Raw genomic sequence first — 18,594 nt, forward strand, 5'->3', positions numbered from 1 at the left:
CCAATGCCGGGCTTTGCCGGTGTGGCGCGCCGTCCGCGCATCCTGGTGGTGGAGGACGACGCGCTCGTGAGTGCCGAACTCGGCGCCGCGCTCGACGACTTCGGCTTCGACGCCTTGTGCGTCGCGACCGGGCACCAGGGGCTGCAGCAGGCGCTCGACGGCGCGTTCGAGGCGATCGTGCTCGATCGCATGTTGCCCGATATCGACGGCTTGTCGATTCTCTCGACGCTGCGCAATGTCGGCCGCAGCACGCCGGTGCTGATCCTATCCGCGCTGGCGGCGGTCGACGACCGTGTGCGCGGATTGCGCGCGGGCGGCGACGACTACCTCACCAAGCCGTTCGACGCACTCGAGATGTCCGCGCGCCTGAATGCGCTACTGCGTCGACGCAGCGTGTCGGTGAACGATGCACGTCTGCTCGTGGGAGACCTTGAACTCGATCCGCGCCTGCGCACGGTGCGTCGCGCGGGCCAACCGGTCGAGCTCAAGCCGCGCGAATACGCGCTGCTTGAGTACCTGATGCTCAACGCCGGACAAGTCGTCACGCGCGCGATGCTGTTCGAGGCGGTGTGGAGCTACAGTTTCAACGCGCAGACCAACGTGATCGACATGCACATCGGCCAACTGCGTCGCCGCATCAGCTTGAACGGCGCGCTGCCGCAACTGATCCATACCGTGCGCAACGTGGGCTATACGCTGCATGCGTAGCATCGAGCGTTCGAGCCGGCGTCTTCGTCCGACGGGCATCGCCGCATTGTCCGTGGCGTTCGTCGTCTCCGCCGTTCTGCTCTTCGCGTTGCTCTACTGGCTGACTGACCGCTATCTCGTCCACCAAATCGACGATCGTCTCTTCGGCGAAGTCAACGAATTCCACACGATCGGGCGCAGCGACGCGATCGCGGAGATCTCGGCGCTGGCGCGGCGCGAGGTGGCGCGCAGCCGGCCCTACGGCCTATTCGACCTGAGCGGTGTCTGGCTTGCCGGCAATATCCGGCAGCTTCCGCATCAACACCCCGGCAAGCCTTTCGACTACTCGACACCGGCGGGAGAGGGCGAGCAGCGCGCCCACTACTATCGCGGCATCGTCGTGCCGACGACGAGCGGCCTCTATGTCGTGGTGGGCCATTCGACAGACGGGATTCGCGATTTCGATACCACGCTGATCCGGACGCTATGCGGCGGGCTGGCGTTGACGATCGTGCTCGCGGCCGGTTTCGCCGCAGCCATGAATGCCTTGTCGAACCGACGCATCCGCGAGATCGCAGAGCGGGCGCAAGAGATCATGTCGGGCGATCTGAGCCGCCGGCTGCCGACGCAGGGCTCGCGGCACGATGTCGATCGTCTCGTCGTGATCGTCAACTCGATGCTCGACGAGATCGAACAACTCGTGATCGAGGTGCGCGGCGTGTGTGCGGGTATCGCGCACGATTTGCGCACGCCGATGACGCGGCTGCGCGCCGGGCTCGAGCGTGCGCGACGACGTGGCGCGTTGCCGGCCGACTACGAACAGGCGCTCGATGCGGCGATCGGTCAGGTCGACGTGGTGCTCGGCCGCTTCACCGCCTTGCTGAGGATTGCCGAGGTCGAGGCGGGCGAGCGTCGCGGCAGCTTCGGCGAGGTGCGGCTCGATGCGTTGGTGCACGATATCTTCGATCTGTACGAACCCGTTGCGCAGGAACGCGGGATCGAGCTGCGGATCGAGACGGACAATGCGGTGCGCGTGCATGGCGACGTCGATCTGCTGTTCGGCGCCGTCGAGAATCTGCTCGACAACGCATTGAAGTTCACCCCCGCCGGCGGGGTGGTTGGACTCGAGGCGCGACGGGTCGGCGGGCGGGACGCTCCACGCTTGGCCGTGATCGATACGGGGCCGGGCATTTCCGCCGGTGAGCGGGAGGCTGTGCTACGCCCGTTCTATCGCAGCGTCGGACAAGCGGTGTCGACCGATGGACATGGCTTGGGCTTGAGCCTAGTGGCAGCGGTCGCGCGCGTGCACGGCGCGACGCTCGCCATTGGCGATAACCGCCCAGGGTGCCGGATCGAGCTGCATTTCGAGGGAGGGCATTGACTGCTGCATCAGGGACCACAATCACGATCACGCTAAATCGAAATAAAATTGATCATCATTGAAAGAATTGAGTCTGGTTATTGAAAGAAATAAACTTTCCTCGAGTGTCCCAATTCGATCGAATAGCCAATATAGTCTGTCCGTTGTCCGAGTTCTCGGGTGCAAATGCAATCTGTAATAATTGAAAGATTAAGTATGTTGTTCGTAAAAAGTTAGCGTTAATACGGACGTTCGGACTTTTGATCGCCTAGTCCTGATCGCTTAGAATGGCTTCGCGACGTTGCATGCCGAGCAGACGGCAACGTAATGAACGGACCACGAAGTTACTCAGAACGCAAGTGGGGAAAATAATGGGGATGGGGCGGTTCCGGCGATTCGGATATGGATGGGATGCCTGGCACCCTATTTACCTACCGTGCATATGCATTGGTACGCTCTTTTTTTGGGTTTATCTTACACATGCTGCCGGCAGTCCGTTCCGTCAAGTCTTTTGGCTTTTGATGGATGCGATGTCGCTGAGCTCCACACTCGCCAGCATTGCCGACAAGTTCGTCGTCAGCCGCGCTAGGCACTCCCAATCGTTCGACGACTCCAGCCAGCGGTTCAAGGATGGGTGGTCACTGGTTTTTTGCCAGCGCGGTGACGCACGCGTCGAGCCTCGGGATGGCTTATGAACTGGTATCTCGTCCATACAAGGCCGCGACAAGAAGGGCGCGCGGTTGAAAATCTCGAACGGCAAGGCTACAGGTGCTATTTGCCTTTGCTTACGATCGAGAGGATTCGGCGCGGAAAGCAGTGCGTCGTGGTCGAGCCCATGTTCGCGCGTTATCTCTTCATCGAACTCGACGATAGTGGAACCGGCCAAAGCTGGGCCCCTATTCGATCTACAAAGGGTGTCAGCCGGCTCGTGATGTTCGGAGGCCGAGCGGCTAAAGTGGAAGAGGCGTTGATATCGGTGCTGCGCGCGCCGGCCGAAATCGAAGCCAGGCATCCCGAACGGTTATTTACGCCGGGAGAGCGGGTTCGAATGGTCGAAGGTGCGTTTGCCGGCATTGAAGCCGTCTACCAGATGAGTGACGGCAACCAGCGCGCGATGGTGTTGATCGAGTTGTTAAGCCGGCCTGTGCGGCTGACCGTACCGATAGCGCAGTTGACGAAGGCTTGAGGGGGGAGCGTCCCCATTGACTGGCGGTGCGCCTAGATGGACGTATCCATCGGCGTGCCAAGCAGCGAGTATTGGATTTCGTGGTAGAGAATACCGATCATCTTCAGCTGCGCTTAGCCAATCGCGCCATGGCAGGGCGGTAGCATGCGCGAGCGAGGCTGAGCCGGCCTTACCTTCCTGGTAGTCGGGGGTTTCAATGATCATTAGCCGCACGCCGTTCAGAATCTCTTTTTTTGGAGGCGGAACGGATTACCCTCGTTGGTATAGGGATCATGGCGGATCCGTTCTGGCAACGACCATCAACAAATACTGCTACATCTCGTGCCGGCCATTGCCGCCGTTCTTCGATCATAAATATCGAATCGTTTACTCTCGTATTGAAAATGCAAAAACGATCAATCAGATCGAGCACCCGTCGGTGCATGCCGTACTCAATTGGGCGGAGGTCGAAGAAGGGCTCGAGATACATCATGATGGCGATCTTCCCGCTCGGTCGGGATTGGGATCGAGCTCTGCGTTTACGGTTGGCCTGACGCACGCGCTGCAAGCCCTCCGGGGGAAAATGGTAGATAAGGGTACGCTTGCCAAGGATGCTATCCACATCGAACAAGAGCTGATCGGCGAGAATGTCGGATCTCAGGATCAGATCTCCGCGGCGTTTGGCGGATTCAATCGGATCGACTTTCATAGCGACGATTCATTCGATGTGTCGCCGCTGATACTTCCTACCGCTCGACTAGGCGAGCTTCACGATCACCTGATGCTGTGCTTCACGGGGCTTTCGCGAATTGCCTCAGAAGTGGCTAAATCAAAGATTGAAAATCTGAATAAACGCGAGAGCGAACTCACGCGTATGCAGGAAATGGTGGATGAGGCCGTCGAGATTCTCAGGAACACCAATCGGCCAATCGAGGATCTGGGTAAGCTTCTCGATGAAAGTTGGCAATGCAAGCGTAGATTGTCGCACTTGGTATCCACACCTGAGATCGACAATGTCTATGAGGCCGCACGCAAAGCCGGTGCGATTGGAGGGAAAATTCTCGGCGCGGGCGGCGGCGGTTTTTTTCTGTTGTTTGCTAAACCTGAAGATCAACCCGCGATTCGAGAGCGCCTGAGCCATTTGGTCCATGTGCCGTTCGATTTCGAGGATTCCGGTAGCCGAGTCGTGCTGTATCAACCGAACGGGCTGTAATCGTGCACGCTACATCGCGGATCTACGTCGCGGGCCACACTGGCCTGATCGGCTCGGCGTGCGTACGCCGACTCCGGCGTGTCGGTTTTGAACGATTGCTGTTGAAGCCGCATCACGAACTGGAACTCACTGAGTCGAGCGCGGTTGATGAGTTCTTCGACAATAGCCGTCCGGATTACGTCGTTCTCGCGGCCGGACGCGTTGGTGGCATCGTCGAGAATCAGTTGTATCCGGCGGACTTCATCAATACGAATCTTGCGATTCAACTAAATGTGCTGAGAGCGGCACACCGAGCGGGCGTGAAAAAGTTGATCCTTTTCGGCTCGTCGTGCATGTATCCGCGCGACTGTCCGCAGCCCATGCCCGAATCATTGCTTCTTTCCGGCATTCCGGAGTCAACGAGTCTTGCCTATGCGGTCTCGAAGTTGGCCGGCGTGCAAATGTGTTTGGCCTACAACCAGCAATATGGCGAGCAGCGATTCATACCCTTGATCCCCAACAGCGCCTTTGGTCCCAATGACAATTTCGACCCGAAATCGGGGCATGTCCTTTCCGCGCTGATACGCCGTTTCCATGAAGCGAAGCAACGGGGCGCCGCGAGCGTCACGCTTTGGGGAAGCGGCAACCCCCGCCGCGAGTTCATCCATGCCGACGATGTGGCCGATGCGTGCATCGCACTCCTGCAAGGCGATACGGAACACCTGCGATTTCCGATCAATGTCGGAACGGGATGCGATCTGTCGATTCGTGAACTCGCGGAGGCGGTGGCCAGCGTGACAGGGTATGCGGGAGAGATCGAATGGGATACCTCGAAGCCGGACGGCGCCCCCAGGAAACTGTTGGACAGTAGTCGAATAAAGGGGTTTGGCTGGCGCAACAGCGTCGAATTCGACGCTGGGCTCCAGGATACCTATCGGTGGTATCTGCAAGCTATGCAAAACGCGGAGGCTAAAGCATGAACGATCGCTCCATCGACTTACAACAGAAGGCGCGTTGGGTCTGGAGAGAGACGCTGGCTATCCATCGAAGGGCGCCCGAAACTCGGTTGGCATCGTCGCTTTCCGCGGTCGAGATATTTACCGCGTTGTACTACGGTGGCATCGTCCGCTTCGACCCCAGCGATCCTCGCTCGCCGCGGCGTGACCGCTGCATCATCAGCAAGGGGCATGGATCGATCTGCATGTATCCGATTCTCGCGGATCTGGGATTTTTTCCGATGCAAGCGCTCGAAAGCGTGGGTGAGGCGGGCGGCTTTTTGGGCGGCATCCCCGATCCGGTGATACCGGGCTATGAAACGGTAAACGGCTCTCTGGGCCACGGCCTGGGCGTGGGGGCGGGAATCGCGCTCGGGCTTCGGCGCAAAGGTAGCGATCGCCACGTTTTCGTCGTGACCGGCGATGGAGAGCTCCACGAGGGCGCCAATTGGGAGGCAATCATGTTTGCCTCTCAGCATCAACTCGATAATTTGCATCTCGTCGTTGACGATAATCACATCAGCATGCTCGGCTACACCGATAGCATCGTTTCGCACGGCGCGCTCTCCGACCGGCTTCGAGCATTCGGATGGGATTGCGCCGAAGTAGATGGGCACGACGTGAATGCGGTGCAAGCCGCATTGCACGCTCAGATAGGCAAGTTCGACGGCAAACCAAAGGCGCTCATTGCTCGGACCTTGAAAGGGCATGGCGTGCCGGGCCTCGAGAATGCTCCCCTCTCGCACATCATCAATCCGAAGCCGGAACTTATCGATCGTCTGCTGGAGCAACATTCGTGAGCGACAAACCGTTGGCCATGCGCGATGCCTTTCTCGAACGCATTTGGCGCGCGATGGCGGAAGACTCTCGAGTTTTTTTCGTGACCGCCGATTTCGGCTCCCCGGTGCTCGACAAGATACGAACAGATTTCCCGGATCGTTTCGTCAATGTCGGGATTGCCGAGCAAAACCTAATCAACGTATCCGCAGGGCTGGCGCTCGAAGACTTCAAAGTGTTTGCTTACGCCATTGCACCGTTCATCACGATGCGATGCTGTGAGCAAATTCGTGTCAACTTGGCGCTGCTCTCGCAAGTGCGGCCGATGAACGTCAACCTGATCGGCGTAGGCGCGGGCTATAGCTACGTGGTCTCGGGGCCGACTCATCAGTGCTATGAAGATCTGGCGTTGATGCGAGCGATTCCGGTCGTCCGTGTCCTGTCTCCCGCTGATCACGTCACGGCGGCATCGATGTTCGATCAATGCGTGAATGGGCCGGGCCTGCGGTATCTGCGCTTCGACGCGCAGGTACTGCCCGTTGTCTACGACAAAGCCGCGCCGAATGCCGATCTCGGATTTCATCTTCATCGGCGCGGCAAGACGATTTGTTTGATTGCGACCGGGTACATGCTTCACACCGCGCTAAAGGTCGCAGAACGTCTGGACGAGGTTGGACTAGAGGTCGGTGTCATCGACTTGTTCGACTTGTCGCGATTCTCGGCCGCGATGCTTCAGGAAACACTGCGCACGTATGAAGGGATCGTCTCGCTGGAAGAGGGCTTTCGCGGGCGTGGCGGAATGGACGCAATGCTGTTCGAGTTTCTGGCGCGAAGCGGGCTGAATAAAAGGATGCTGAACATCGGGGTGGACGGTGCCTACCGTTTCGACCTGGGCACACGCACCGAGCTTCACGAACTCGTCGGAATCGGCCCCGAAGCGGTACAAAGAGGCATACACGATTTCGCGAACAGGGTCGCCGCCTAAACGGTAGCCGCGAGGTGTCCTCAAACTTCCGATTCGATCACGTGGAGAAATCGTGTCGTCGTATCCTTTGATGCGCAACAATATTGCCCGAGAAGATCTGGATCTCGTCATCGAGCATCTGAAGCAGGACGATCCTATTCTCACGCATGGAGCGAACGTCCGGGCCTTCGAGGAGGAATGGTCCGAATGGTTGGGGGTAAAGCACAGTGTCTTCGTGAACTCGGGCGCGTCGGCAAACCTGCTTACGATGGCGATCCTCAAGATTCGGCATCCGGAAGGCGGAGAAGTGATCGTGCCTTCGCTGACGTGGGTTTCCGACATTGCATCCGTACTGCAGAACGGCTTCACGCCCGTGTTCGTCGACATTGATCCGCGCTCGCTGGCGATGGACTCGAAGCAAATCCTCGCCAAACTGAATGAAAAGACGCGGGCCGTGTTTCTGACCCACGCCCAAGGTTTCGACGGTTTGACGGACGAACTGCTTGAAGCGCTTCAACGGAGAAAGATCCCGTTGATCGAGGACGTTTGCGAATCGCACGGCGCAACTCACGATGGCAAGCGTCTAGGTAGCTTCGGCTGGGTTTCGAATTTTTCCTTCTACTATGCCCACCACCTGAGCACCATCGAAGGCGGGATGATTTGCACGAACGATCCGCACGTCTATCAGCAGGCTCGGATGCTTCGCTCGCATGGGATGGTTCGAGAAGCGAACGACCCGGCGGTCCGGGCGACGCATCAGCAGCAGAACCCCGAATTGAACCCGGATTTCATTTTTGCTTTCCCTGCGTACAACGTGCGTAATACGGAAATCGGAGGCATTCTAGGGCGCAGTCAGCTCAAGCGGCTCGACACCAACGTAGAACGCCGTACGAAGAATTTTGCACGCTTCCTGAGTCGGATAGATGCGAAGAAGTATCGGACCGATTTCAAGCTCGAGGGATCGAGCAATTACGCATTCAATGTGGTGCTTAGGGAGCCAGACGACGCATTTGTTCTGCGGGTAATGGCGACGATGCGGGAAGCGCGGATCGAGTTTCGTCGGGGCAGTGCCGGTGGTGGCAATCAACTGAGGCAGCCTTACCTGAAAAGCATCGTTCCCGAGGGTTACCACAAAGCGTTTCCCGAAACCGAGCACATCCATTTCTACGGCTTCTACATCGGCAACTTTCCTGATCTGAAGAATCGAGAAGTGGACGAGGTTTGCGCCATCCTTAATTCCGTCGACTGAGCGAGGCAAACGTGGTGAGGCACGCCATCGTATTGGCCGGGGGCTTGGGAACCCGCTTACGCGCGGCGGTCCCTGATTTGCCGAAACCCATGGCGCCGGTGAACGGCCGCCCCTTTCTCGAATATCAGATCGACTACTGGATCGGCCAGGGAATCGAGCACTTCGTTCTCTCGGTGGGTTATCTGCATGGCGCGATCACGGCTCACTTTGGAAGCCGTTACCGCGATGCCGCGATCGAGTACGCGATTGAAGAGACCCCGATGGGTACGGGGGGCGGTGTCCTCCTTGCCGCGAGCCGCCTGACCGGCGAAGGGCCCTTCCTCGTCCTCAACGGCGACACTTATTTCGAGGTCGATCTCCGGTCGCTGGCAGCGCTTCATGCAGAACGCGATTCCGACTGGACCCTTGCCCTGTTTCGCAGCAATGAGGCCGGACGCTACATGGGCTTGAGCGTGGCCGAGGATGGGCGCGTGCATTCGCTGGAGGTCGAACGGGGAGAAGTGGGCGCGTTGGCTAACGGCGGCGTTTATCTGATCGAACCCGACTGCTTGCTGCATACCGGCGCTCGCCCTGGAGACAGCGTCTCATTGGAACAGGAACTGCTGCCGTCGGCATTGCGGGCCGGCGCCTCCTTGTATGGGATGGCTTTCCCGGGGGGCTTCATCGACATCGGCGTGCCGGACGATTATCGCCGCGCATCTGAGATGCTTCGCTGAAGCATTGGGGTGCGGGCAATTTTTCAACAATTGGGGGCAAACATTGGAGTCCTATAACATTCTCGTGACAGGGGGCGCAGGCTACCTTGGGTCGACACTGGTTCCGGATCTGCTCGCCGCAGGTCATCGGGTCACGGTGCTCGACAATTTCATGTACAAGCAGGCCAGCTTGAATCACGCTTGTCACTACGCTAACTTCTCAATCGTGAAGGGCGACATTCGCTCCGAAAGCACGATGGCGAAGCTGATGAAAGAGGCGGACGTCGTTATCCCTCTTGCCGCGTTGGTCGGGGCGCCGCTTTGTAGCGCCGATCCCGTGGGTGCGACGACCATCAACCACGATGCGATCGAGATGATGCTCAGGTTGCTTTCCAAGCAGCAGATCGTCTTGATGCCGACGACCAATAGCGCCTATGGCAGTGGCGACGAAAACAACTTTTGCACGGAAGAATCCGAGCTGCGGCCGATTTCCCAGTACGCGATCGAAAAGGTAGCCATCGAGAGGGCGTTGATGGAGCATCCGTCGGCCATCAGCTTTCGGTTGGCGACCGTCTTCGGAATGTCTCCGAGAATGCGAATCGATCTGCTCGTCAACGACTTCACATACCGAGCGGTCCATGATCGATTCGTCGTTCTGTTCGAGAGTCATTTCAAGCGAAATTATATTCATGTTCGGGATGTTTCAAGGGTGTTTCAGCACGGGCTGATTCATCACGAAGATATGACCGGGAAAATCTACAATGTTGGGCTCTCGGATGCCAACGTTTCCAAGAAAGAGCTGTGCGAGCGAATTAAACGGCAGTGCCCGGAGTTCGTGTATATCGAAGCTCCGGTCGGCAAGGATCCTGACCAGCGCAATTACATCGTATCGAACGCTAAAATCGAAGCGACCGGCTTCAAGCCCGAGTTTTCTCTCGACCGTGGCATCAGTGAACTCGTCAAAGGCTATACGATGGTCAAAAATACTCGCTACGGCAATGTCTGAAACGAGCAGGCACAATCAAGCCGTAGGAATGTTTGCCGCGGAACAGAAAGGGCCAATCTTCAGATGGCAATGAATCCGTTCAGGATCGCAACGAAGCCCTTCAAGCCAGCGGCGCCGATCGCGTTTCTTTTCGTAGTCTTTTCTTTCTATCCCGCGATCGTACTCGTAGAGATCACGCACAAGGGCTCCTCGATTCGCCTGTACCATGTGTTGGCGCTTCTATGCTTGGGGCAACTCCTAATACGCAGACCGCTGTGCTTTCCTGCACGAGCGAAATTGATTTGGAGTTATTTCGCGGTCGCGCTGCTATCCAATGGCTATGTTTATTGGCAGATTGGATTCAATAAGCAGTTCATTCAGTTGCCGTTTGCGGCTCTTACGTTTATTTTCGGGTTTCATCTGATTCGATATTTAGGCTGTGAGACGGTGTTGACTTATTTTAGAAAGGCTGCGAAGTTATATCTTGCCGTCGTTGCGATAAAAGCCATTCTGTATATTAATTTATTTCTTCGGGCGGCGGTCGTGGGGCAGGGGGCATTCTTTGATGTTCCGTGGGTTTCATCAGGCGGCCCAAATATCGAGGCTACGTTTTGTGGAATAGCGGCGATCTTTTTGCTCAAGGATAAGCGCTTTTGGGTGGCGTTGGCAGTTTCGATAGTCATATCCGTTCTATATCAAAGTCGATCGGGATTTATTGTCTGTGTCATGGCGGCGCTCTTCAAGTTTCATAAAAAGCCGAATTTGAAACAGTTGTTCGCGTCCCTACTGGTGCTCGGCCTGATTGCAGCGGTACTTGTCGATGTGTCCACCGCTCAGGACAACATCGTCACTCGCTTCCTGTCCATCGGTTCCGAGCTGGACAACGACTCGGTTGGGCGCGCGCTGCTCTGGACCAATGGGGTCGAATTGCTGATGAACCACCCTTGGGGAAGCGGAATAGGGAACTCATTTAATTTGCTCGAAGGTCAAATAGGTCGAGCGCTGGTGGAAAACAATTTTCATAATATTTACTTGCAGAACACAATAGACGGTGGTTTTCAATCCGGTGTTTTATTTGCGCTTCTGCTGATATCGACCATTAGGAAATCCTTGCGATCGAATAGCGGCGAGCATAAAGTGTTCGGCGTTGCACTTCTTGCGTACGCCGTAACAGGTTTTTTTCAATTCGTGGGATACGACGTGTTTGGCTGGCTAATGATCGGCATCTGCGCCACCTTGAACAGCGATCGAGAAATTTTGACCCCCCCGACGAAAATCGCTCATGACGAAATTTGTGACCGGAGGCCTTGGCCAAGCGTTGCCTAAACAAACAGCTTGAATCGGTGGGTGAATTGAATGCACGGCTCGATTGAGTGCGCGATTTAAGGCGACTTTGAACGGATTGGAGCGGTCAAATGAAGGTTAGCATCATAGTGCCGACGCTAAGGGAAAAGCTGCTCGACGGTCTTCTGCGCTCGATAGATCTGGGGGCGCAAGGAGTGGAGCACGAAATCGTCGTCATCAGCCCATTTAGCCCTAAAGGGAGGTTGATTGTCTGGCTAAAGGAGGACGTGCCTCAGGGTACTTGCAATGCAATCGCCCGTGGATACGAGGCGGCGTCCGGGGATATCATTGTTTTACTCTCCGATGACGTGCTGGTGACTCGCGGCTGGCTCAGGCATATCGTAGATTTCATTGTCACGCACGAACGCAATCATTTTCCTTTCGTCGCTGGACAGAATAAAAGCGGAAATTATTTCGGCACGGTATATGGTCTATATTACCCATACTACCCGGCGATCAGCCGCGCGAGTGCCGAGGCTGTGGGCGGACTGTTTTCGAGGGAGTTTATCTCTCATTATGGCGACCCGGATCTAGGGCTTAGAGTTTGGCGCAACGGTGGGCGAGCTCAGTTGTGCTATCAAAGCAAGCTAATATTTTCATCTATCGAGAGATACTTTTCCGCCGCGCCTAAGAAGTCCATGGCATTCGATGTTGATTTTCGCGCGTTCAAGGCGAAATGGTCGTCCACCTACGGAGTCGGCTGGGGGGCTGGTTTTCGCGATGTCAACAGGGATTACAAGCTTGTTTCGCTAGTTGATGGGAGCTACTTCAACAATGCGCCACCCACTGATACCTATGCAGAGCCGACGCACAACGACTGGCTGGAAGCGCCTCTCCTACGGAAGGCCGGTATGTACGTTGTCGAGCACGCGAGCTCGTCGACGATCGCTTCCATCACAAAGCTGACTCACACCTTACGCACTCTGTCTCGTCGATAGCAAACCGGCGACCTCGTGGAGCGATGGTTGTGCTTAGAAATATCGTTTTCCTCTATTTTTCGTATGCCATTTCGATGGCTGCGCCTTTAATCATCTTGCCGATCCTGGGACCACGCCTGGGGGTCGCCGGGTGGGGGGTGTTTACGGTCGCACAGACTATCTCGATAATCATGATAGCCATCTCCGATTTTGGCTTTCATGTGTCAGGCGTAAGATCTATTTCGCGTCGAAGAGAAAATGCGATTTTTCTGGCGGAAACGTTCGTATATGTCAATTTAATTAAATTCTGCTTGGCGCTTTTGGGGGCGATTGCTATTTTCACGGCATACTACTTCGCCTTGCTTCCGAAAGTTGATTTTTGGGTACTCGTATTGGCGATTCTTGCTGGTGCATTTCAAGGATTCAGTCTTACCTGGTATTATCAGGGAATCGAAAAAATGATGATGCCGAGCCTTTGTGATGCGCTTGGTAAAACCATTGTGGTCGTTGGTGTCTATATTTTGGTTCGCGGGCCCGCGGATATTTGGCGATGCTTCGCTATCCAAGCGCTCGCGGCTGCATCGAGTTTCTCGATTCTCCTGATACTGGCAAACGTACGTTTTTCCTGGCGATCGGTGGGGTGCAAGCCTTTGATGGCCTGCTGGCGCGATGCCGCCCCGATGGGCCTACTGCATTTGATTGGAACGCTTCTGGGAGCACTCCAACCGCTCGCGCTCGCAAAATTCGCCAGCTCGTACGAAGTGGGACGGTACGGGGCTTCGGAGAAAATTTCCCGCGCGATGTACAGCGTGGCTCAGCCGATTAGATTTGCCTTCTTCCCCCGTATCAGTAAGAATGCAACGCCGAATTCGTTGTCCGAAAGAAATCTAGTCTTGTCGTCCGCGATAATGATTGGAATGGCATTGATAGCGGGCTTGATCACCTTCGATTGTTCGGGATGGTTGCTTCACGTTGTTTTTGGGCGTGCGTTCTCGAGTGGCGCGAATGTACTGAAAATCCTCGCCGCATTGCCGGTGTTGACGGCTATTCGCGAGGGTTTCGTCACTCAATATTTGATCGCAAACAAGCAAGAGTTTTTGCTGATTAAAATTCTTTGCGCGACCTTCGGGATCGGGTTTGTTTTGATATGGATTCTGAGAGGCGCACTTTCGGCAACGGAGATGGCCGGTGTATTAATTTTATCCGAATCGCTCTTCGTTGCTTCCGGGCTATTTCTTCTTCGACGATACAGCATCAGCGTCCAGCTATGAAGCATGCCAGTGCGCCATTGACGGTGCTCATGTCCACCTACTTCGGCGTTAGGGCCGAATGGCTGCGGGCTTCATTGAGTAGCCTTGCGACGCAGCGCCTTCCGCCGGCACAGGTGGTGCTGGTCATCGACGGTGAGATTCCGAAAGATCAGGAACAGGCGGTTGAAAGCGTACGGGGCTCGGCACCGCTGATCGAGTGGACCATACTGCGACAGGCGCGGAAGGGGCTTGCGGCGGCGTTGAACTACGGCTTGACCGCGGCTAAGTACGACCTGATTGCCCGCATGGACAGCGATGATATTTGTCACCCGGATCGCTTCGAGGTGCAACTGAAAGCGCTTGCCGCGGAACCTGCGGTAGACGTGATCTGCTCCTGGCATGCGGAGTTTGAGGTCGAAGGAGAAGTACTGGCGACAAAAAGAACGCCGGAGTTTCATGGCCAGATCGCAAGATATTTGAATTATAGAAACATCATATCTCATCCAACTATCGTTCTTCGGCGAGATCTGCTGATGAGTGTCGGTGGATATAACGAATCGGTCGGATTGCTCGAGGATTATGATCTTTATCTCAAGCTATTGCTCCGAGGGGCAAAATATTACTGCATCCAGAAGCCGCTGGTCTACGTCAGAATTTCGCGAGAGCAAAGAAATAGAAGAGGGGGTATTGGGTATATTTGGACAGAAGTAAAATTTCGAACCCGCGCTCTGATGGCTCGAAAAATCAGCATAACCGGGTGGGTGGTCGGCGTTATGGTCTACCCGATATTCAGGCTCAGCCCGCCTTGGCTCAAGGGGATATTTTACGCTGCAGTCAGGAGTGGCCAATGATGGTCGCGACGTCCGCCGGCGCTGTCGAGGAGGTGCTTCGCGGTGGTAGCCGAGGTGTCTCGACGCAACACCCCTCGGTGTCGATTTTGACATTCGTGCGCAATGCAGTGGATACGTTGCCATCGACCATTGAAAGCGTCCTTCAACAGACCGCGCTGGAGCGCCTCGATTACATCGTCGTAGACGGGGCTTCGAACGATGGGACTATCGATATATTGAGATCGTATGATGCGCATATCGATCAATGGGTCTCGGAAAAAGATCGAGGTATCGTCGATGCGCAAAATAAAGCCATCTTATTGTCCGGCGCGAGGTATGTTTTTTTTCTGAATGCCGATGATTGGATTGAGCCGAAATTTATCGAGGCGGCGGTAGATGCAATCGCGGTAAGCGGTGCGGATATAGTCTATGGAGATATCCAGGTGCGGTCCAGCGATGGGGCGCCGTTGCACCGATTGAACGGGGATCCAGCTTTCTTTGGAAGGATGGGTGCCTTCTACCAGATGCCTTGCGTCAACTTTCCGACGATGGTCATACGTAGGGCTCTATTCGATGAGATCGGATTATTCGATGAGCGATTCCGGGTTGCCCCGGACTACGAATGGCTGCTGCGCCTGGTAAAGAATAGGAAGGATTTAAAGGTAAGGTATGTGCCTGACCTTGTCGTCAATTTCAGGCTTGGCGGCAACTCCGATCTTTTGTATTACATTGGATTGAAGGATGCATATCGCGCGTCGATCATGCATGGCGGGAAGGTCGCGTTGGCGATGTGTTTTTATGGAAAACGGATGGTGATGCACTGGTGCAAAGGCATCGCTAGCACCGTAATCCCTCGACCGTTGTTCTCGAGACTATTGGGCATCGCAAGGAGGTTCGCGTAACCGCATTTTCCGGATAGCGTTGCTCAACCGTCAAATGTCTCCGCTGTGGCGGCAGCCTTGCTGCGTCTCGAACGAGATGCGCTTCATCGACGGGAGGCTGCCTTTGTCAATCACGAGAAATAATAATAGGTGAGGCAAGAAATGGGATATTGCACGACCACGATCGTCCAGCGCGTTGCCACGGTGTGGAGCTGTGCATTCGCGGGGGGCGGTGATGAATAAGCGCGGCGCACTTTTTCCTCCTCTCATCGCCCTTCTGTTTGTCCTGTTGGCCGCGAAAGGGGTCAAGAATTACGTCGCGCAATATGCGGTCCACATGCCGGATTCCGACACGGTGCGACAAGCGGCCACCTCCGGATTCGCGCTGCCGCCTGCATTCGAGCAATGGGGCCTCTATATGGCCCACCGCACGTCTGTTTTATGCGCCGCCGCGCTGATTGCCTTCCTGGGCATTTGCCTGCTGTGCGCGCGACGCACCGAGCAGGGGCGATTCGCCCAAGTTTATTGGCCCGTGAAACTCACGCTAGCGGGTACCGACGTGCTGGTGCTCCTTGTCGATTTCGCTTTGCTGGGTCTTCCCGACACGCGTGGCGCCGCTGCATGGGCGAGCTATGGCGCCAGGGCGCTATTCGTTCATCTGGCGCTGACGCTGCTGACAGTCGGGTGGTTCTGGGTTGGCCTCGAACATTACGCACGTCGCCGGCCGTTTGGGGACGAGCTCCGTGAAATCGCTCAGACGTTGAGTGTCGTGCTGATGTTAGCCGGCGCCATCATCTTCTACGCGGGCATAGGCGCTGAGCGAGGTGTCACGCTGTGGACGTGGGGCTGTGCGTTTGCAATCTTACCGCTGGGCCGTGTTACCGCTAGGGCGTTGCTCGACGCCGTGGGTCTCTGGCGCCAAGCAGTCCTGATCATCGGTTGTGGAGACAACGCTCGAGACGCGTGGCAGGCTCTGAGGGGCGCGCAAGGTATGGGCTATCGGCTGCTCGGTTTCGTCGACGTGAACGCGGCCAGCCCGGCGTGTGCCGTTCGAGAGGGGATTTCGATCGGCACGGAGACCTATCCGGTTTTCTCGCCATCGCCCACCCTCGACGACCTGCTGCGTGCATACGAGGGCGCGCAACTCGTCGTAGCGCTCGACGATGTGTCATGCGCGGCAAGCCAAACGCTTCTCCAGCACCTTACTGCAAGCCGTCGGAATATCCACGTGATCCCGCCGATTCGCGGCTTGCCGCTTTTTGGCACGCAACTTTCGCATTTCTTTTGCCACGAGGTATTGTTCCTCACTGTTCGCAACAACCTTACGCGCAGAAGCTATCGATGGCTGAAACGGGCGTTCGATCTGGTCGTCGCGAGCACCCTGCTGGTCTTACTGTTGCCGCTTTTCGCCATCATTTCATCGATGATACGCAATGCCGGCGGAACGGCTTTCTACGGTCAGACACGCGTGGGGCGCGACGGCAAGCCGTTCAAGTGCCTCAAGTTCCGAACCATGCGCCCCGATGCCGAAAAGGTATTGCAGGAGGTGCTGGCTAACGATCCGTTGGCTCGTGCCGAGTGGGACAAAGACTTCAAGCTTAGGAACGACCCCCGCGTCACGCCGATCGGCAACTTTCTGCGCAAGAGAAGCCTCGATGAGCTTCCGCAACTCATCAATGTCGTCAGGGGCGAGATGAGTCTTGTCGGTCCGCGCCCCATCGTGGACGCCGAACTCGGGCGCTATGGCGCCTATGTGAATCTGTATCTGCGGGTTTTGCCCGGCGTGACGGGGCTTTGGCAAATCAGTGGACGCAACGACGCCAGTTATGCCGAGCGTGTCAGCCTCGATGCCTGGTACGTGCAGAACTGGTCGATCTGGTATGACATCGCCGTTTTGTTCAAGACGGTCGGCGTTGTAATTCAGGGGCGTGGGGCATATTGACCTGCTATCGGTAAGCAAATGGCATTGCTCTGATTTTTTGACGCTTGTTACTATCTTTGCTATGTTTTTGTCGAGAAAACTCACTTTTTCGGGGAGTCTCATGAACGCATTGATCGCTTTGGTAACTGCCGCGGCGCTTGTCGTATCTCCGGCTGCATTCGCGGCGGGAGAGGCAGCCGCCGGCGCGGCTGCGACAGGCGGCGGGACGGCAACGGGCACGACTGTTCCGACTGGAACGGCCGCTGCGACGACAGGCGCGACCACTGGGGCGGGAGCGGCGGGTGCCGCGGGCGCAACCACGATCGCCGGCGTGAGCATCGGTACGGTGGCCGCAGTGGGCCTGGGCGTGGCGGCGGCGGCCGGTTTGGCCGCCGCCGTGTCTTCCGGCGGAGGCGGTACCTCGGGTACGACGGGAACGACCGGTACGACGCGGTAATAAAACTGATCCGCTGCGTCGAGAGGCCCTCGTCCATAGGGCCTTTTCTTTGCTTTGAGTCGCCCGAAGCCCCGCCACAGTTCAGTATGCGTAAATGTTCAATCGGCTCGTAACGCTATTGCCGTGCCTATTTCTCTTAAATGCATGTTCCACTTCCCTTCAAGTAATCGGTGATACGTTCGCCCCGCTCAGAGGGCGCAGCGACAAGCTGACCGATACCGCGAAGCTCGATACGCGATACCGCTATTTACGTGTCACCGTTCATGGCCGGTCGACGCTCATGATTCTCGGCTATGTCGACCCCGCCCCGCACACTCCTGTCGAGGTCTGGTACAGCGCCGGCGGCGCTGAGGTCCTGCGTCTTCAGGACGGCCGCGTTGTCGGTACGACGGCGATGCCGACGGATTGGTCGAACGTCCGATTGTCCGCGCTGCCCTCGTGGTCGAGCATCTCCGCGCCGCTCACGCTGACTCGTCGGCGGGACGTGATGCCGGGCTACGACTATGGGGTCGTCGACACCCTGTCCGTCATCCCGATCGCGCCGCCGTCCGGCACACATCTCGTCGGCGTGCCGGTCGATCGGTTGAGTTGGTTCAAGGAAACGTCGAGCGGGCGCGAACCGTTGCCGCCGGGGCGGTATGGGGTTTCCATTCGCAATGGGCAGGGCATCGTCGTTTATGGCGAGCAATGCCTCAGTCGGAGCTTTTGCATCAGTTGGCAGCGTTGGCCGGCAAATTCATAACCACAACTGGACGATGACGCTGCGAGAGATAGGCTGCGGTCATGTACGAAGAGCAACCCGTCTGCTTACTTGCCTGCTCGCGTGCGGCTGGTCCGTTGCCGCGTGGGCAAACGAATCGACGACGATCACGACGCCCGTTTATCTGGGTAACTGGCTTGCCGAGCATTTCGTCGCTAGTTCCGT

Annotated in this window: 18 protein-coding genes; all 18 read left to right on the forward strand. The window is 56.7% G+C overall.

Annotated features, from left to right (window positions below):
- Positions 1 to 3: 3 nt before the first annotated feature.
- The gene (locus J3485_RS02860; RefSeq protein ID WP_206955610.1) at positions 4 to 708 is read left to right on the forward strand and encodes a response regulator transcription factor; all 705 of its coding nucleotides are present in this window, start codon (positions 4 to 6) and stop codon (positions 706 to 708) included.
- A complete protein-coding gene (locus J3485_RS02865; protein ID WP_206951073.1) occupies positions 701 to 2,068 on the forward strand; it encodes a sensor histidine kinase in 1,368 nt (455 codons plus the stop codon). The genes J3485_RS02860 and J3485_RS02865 overlap by 8 nt, the downstream gene beginning before the upstream one ends.
- A gap of 670 nt (positions 2,069 to 2,738) precedes the next feature.
- Complete coding sequence (rfaH, locus tag J3485_RS02870; protein ID WP_206951074.1) at positions 2,739 to 3,233, forward strand: transcription/translation regulatory transformer protein RfaH; 495 nt, start codon at positions 2,739 to 2,741, stop codon at positions 3,231 to 3,233.
- Between the two features lie 196 nt (positions 3,234 to 3,429).
- Positions 3,430 to 4,425, forward strand: coding sequence for a GHMP family kinase ATP-binding protein (locus J3485_RS02875; protein ID WP_206951075.1), 996 nt, complete (start codon positions 3,430 to 3,432; stop codon positions 4,423 to 4,425).
- 2 nt (positions 4,426 to 4,427) lie between these two features.
- The gene (locus J3485_RS02880) at positions 4,428 to 5,384 is read left to right on the forward strand and encodes a GDP-L-fucose synthase family protein (RefSeq protein WP_206951076.1); all 957 of its coding nucleotides are present in this window, start codon (positions 4,428 to 4,430) and stop codon (positions 5,382 to 5,384) included.
- The gene (locus tag J3485_RS02885) at positions 5,381 to 6,199 is read left to right on the forward strand and encodes a transketolase (protein WP_206951077.1); all 819 of its coding nucleotides are present in this window, start codon (positions 5,381 to 5,383) and stop codon (positions 6,197 to 6,199) included. The genes J3485_RS02880 and J3485_RS02885 overlap by 4 nt, the downstream gene beginning before the upstream one ends.
- Positions 6,196 to 7,161 carry a transketolase family protein gene (locus J3485_RS02890; RefSeq protein WP_206951078.1) on the forward strand — a complete coding sequence of 322 codons (966 nt, stop codon included), beginning with the start codon at positions 6,196 to 6,198 and terminating at the stop codon, positions 7,159 to 7,161. Before J3485_RS02885 ends, J3485_RS02890 begins: the two co-directional genes overlap by 4 nt.
- A 52-nt stretch (positions 7,162 to 7,213) precedes the next feature.
- Positions 7,214 to 8,389, forward strand: coding sequence for a DegT/DnrJ/EryC1/StrS family aminotransferase (locus J3485_RS02895; RefSeq protein WP_206951079.1), 1,176 nt, complete (start codon positions 7,214 to 7,216; stop codon positions 8,387 to 8,389).
- Positions 8,390 to 8,403: 14 nt separating this feature from the next.
- Positions 8,404 to 9,105 (forward strand): nucleotidyltransferase family protein, encoded by a 702-nt coding sequence (locus J3485_RS02900; protein ID WP_309476972.1) that lies wholly within the window; start codon positions 8,404 to 8,406, stop codon positions 9,103 to 9,105.
- Positions 9,026 to 10,090 carry an NAD-dependent epimerase/dehydratase family protein gene (locus tag J3485_RS02905; RefSeq protein ID WP_206951081.1) on the forward strand — a complete coding sequence of 355 codons (1,065 nt, stop codon included), beginning with the start codon at positions 9,026 to 9,028 and terminating at the stop codon, positions 10,088 to 10,090. Before J3485_RS02900 ends, J3485_RS02905 begins: the two co-directional genes overlap by 80 nt.
- Positions 10,091 to 10,153: 63 nt before the next feature.
- Positions 10,154 to 11,395: an O-antigen ligase family protein gene (locus J3485_RS02910; protein WP_206951082.1), complete on the forward strand. Its 1,242-nt coding sequence runs from the start codon at positions 10,154 to 10,156 to the stop codon at positions 11,393 to 11,395.
- 89 nt (positions 11,396 to 11,484) lie between these two features.
- A complete protein-coding gene (locus tag J3485_RS02915) occupies positions 11,485 to 12,351 on the forward strand; it encodes a glycosyltransferase family 2 protein (protein ID WP_206951083.1) in 867 nt (288 codons plus the stop codon).
- Positions 12,352 to 12,380: 29 nt separating this feature from the next.
- A complete protein-coding gene (locus tag J3485_RS02920) occupies positions 12,381 to 13,601 on the forward strand; it encodes an oligosaccharide flippase family protein (protein ID WP_206951084.1) in 1,221 nt (406 codons plus the stop codon).
- Between the two features lie 29 nt (positions 13,602 to 13,630).
- Complete coding sequence (locus tag J3485_RS02925; protein ID WP_206951085.1) at positions 13,631 to 14,431, forward strand: glycosyltransferase; 801 nt, start codon at positions 13,631 to 13,633, stop codon at positions 14,429 to 14,431.
- On the forward strand, positions 14,428 to 15,312 hold the full coding sequence (locus J3485_RS02930; protein ID WP_206951086.1) for a glycosyltransferase family 2 protein: 885 nt from the start codon (positions 14,428 to 14,430) through the stop codon (positions 15,310 to 15,312). Before J3485_RS02925 ends, J3485_RS02930 begins: the two co-directional genes overlap by 4 nt.
- A gap of 397 nt (positions 15,313 to 15,709) precedes the next feature.
- On the forward strand, positions 15,710 to 17,233 hold the full coding sequence (gene wbaP, locus J3485_RS02935) for an undecaprenyl-phosphate galactose phosphotransferase WbaP (protein WP_309477032.1): 1,524 nt from the start codon (positions 15,710 to 15,712) through the stop codon (positions 17,231 to 17,233).
- Between the two features lie 100 nt (positions 17,234 to 17,333).
- Positions 17,334 to 17,669, forward strand: a complete 336-nt coding sequence (locus tag J3485_RS02940) for a hypothetical protein (protein WP_206951088.1) — start codon at positions 17,334 to 17,336, stop codon at positions 17,667 to 17,669.
- A gap of 94 nt (positions 17,670 to 17,763) precedes the next feature.
- A complete protein-coding gene (locus tag J3485_RS02945) occupies positions 17,764 to 18,411 on the forward strand; it encodes a YjbF family lipoprotein (protein ID WP_206951089.1) in 648 nt (215 codons plus the stop codon).
- Positions 18,412 to 18,594 lie beyond the last annotated feature (183 nt).

Origin of the sequence: Trinickia acidisoli (assembly GCF_017315725.1) — a bacterium.
GTDB classification, from domain to species: domain Bacteria; phylum Pseudomonadota; class Gammaproteobacteria; order Burkholderiales; family Burkholderiaceae; genus Trinickia; species Trinickia acidisoli.

What these genes read in the sequence shown, in the direction of transcription:
- J3485_RS02860 (WP_206955610.1), top strand. Translation starts at nt 4, where the DNA reads ATGCCGGGCTTTGCCGGTGTGGCGCGCCGTCCGCGCATCCTGGTGGTG.
- J3485_RS02865 (WP_206951073.1), top strand. Translation starts at nt 701, where the DNA reads ATGCGTAGCATCGAGCGTTCGAGCCGGCGTCTTCGTCCGACGGGCATC.
- rfaH (WP_206951074.1), top strand. Translation starts at nt 2,739, where the DNA reads ATGAACTGGTATCTCGTCCATACAAGGCCGCGACAAGAAGGGCGCGCG.
- J3485_RS02875 (WP_206951075.1), top strand. Translation starts at nt 3,430, where the DNA reads ATGATCATTAGCCGCACGCCGTTCAGAATCTCTTTTTTTGGAGGCGGA.
- J3485_RS02885 (WP_206951077.1), top strand. Translation starts at nt 5,381, where the DNA reads ATGAACGATCGCTCCATCGACTTACAACAGAAGGCGCGTTGGGTCTGG.
- J3485_RS02905 (WP_206951081.1), top strand. Translation starts at nt 9,026, where the DNA reads ATGGGATGGCTTTCCCGGGGGGCTTCATCGACATCGGCGTGCCGGACG.
- J3485_RS02910 (WP_206951082.1), top strand. Translation starts at nt 10,154, where the DNA reads ATGGCAATGAATCCGTTCAGGATCGCAACGAAGCCCTTCAAGCCAGCG.
- J3485_RS02915 (WP_206951083.1), top strand. Translation starts at nt 11,485, where the DNA reads ATGAAGGTTAGCATCATAGTGCCGACGCTAAGGGAAAAGCTGCTCGAC.
- J3485_RS02925 (WP_206951085.1), top strand. Translation starts at nt 13,631, where the DNA reads ATGTCCACCTACTTCGGCGTTAGGGCCGAATGGCTGCGGGCTTCATTG.
- J3485_RS02930 (WP_206951086.1), top strand. Translation starts at nt 14,428, where the DNA reads ATGATGGTCGCGACGTCCGCCGGCGCTGTCGAGGAGGTGCTTCGCGGT.
- wbaP (WP_309477032.1), top strand. Translation starts at nt 15,710, where the DNA reads ATGGCCCACCGCACGTCTGTTTTATGCGCCGCCGCGCTGATTGCCTTC.
- J3485_RS02940 (WP_206951088.1), top strand. Translation starts at nt 17,334, where the DNA reads ATGAACGCATTGATCGCTTTGGTAACTGCCGCGGCGCTTGTCGTATCT.
- J3485_RS02945 (WP_206951089.1), top strand. Translation starts at nt 17,764, where the DNA reads ATGTTCAATCGGCTCGTAACGCTATTGCCGTGCCTATTTCTCTTAAAT.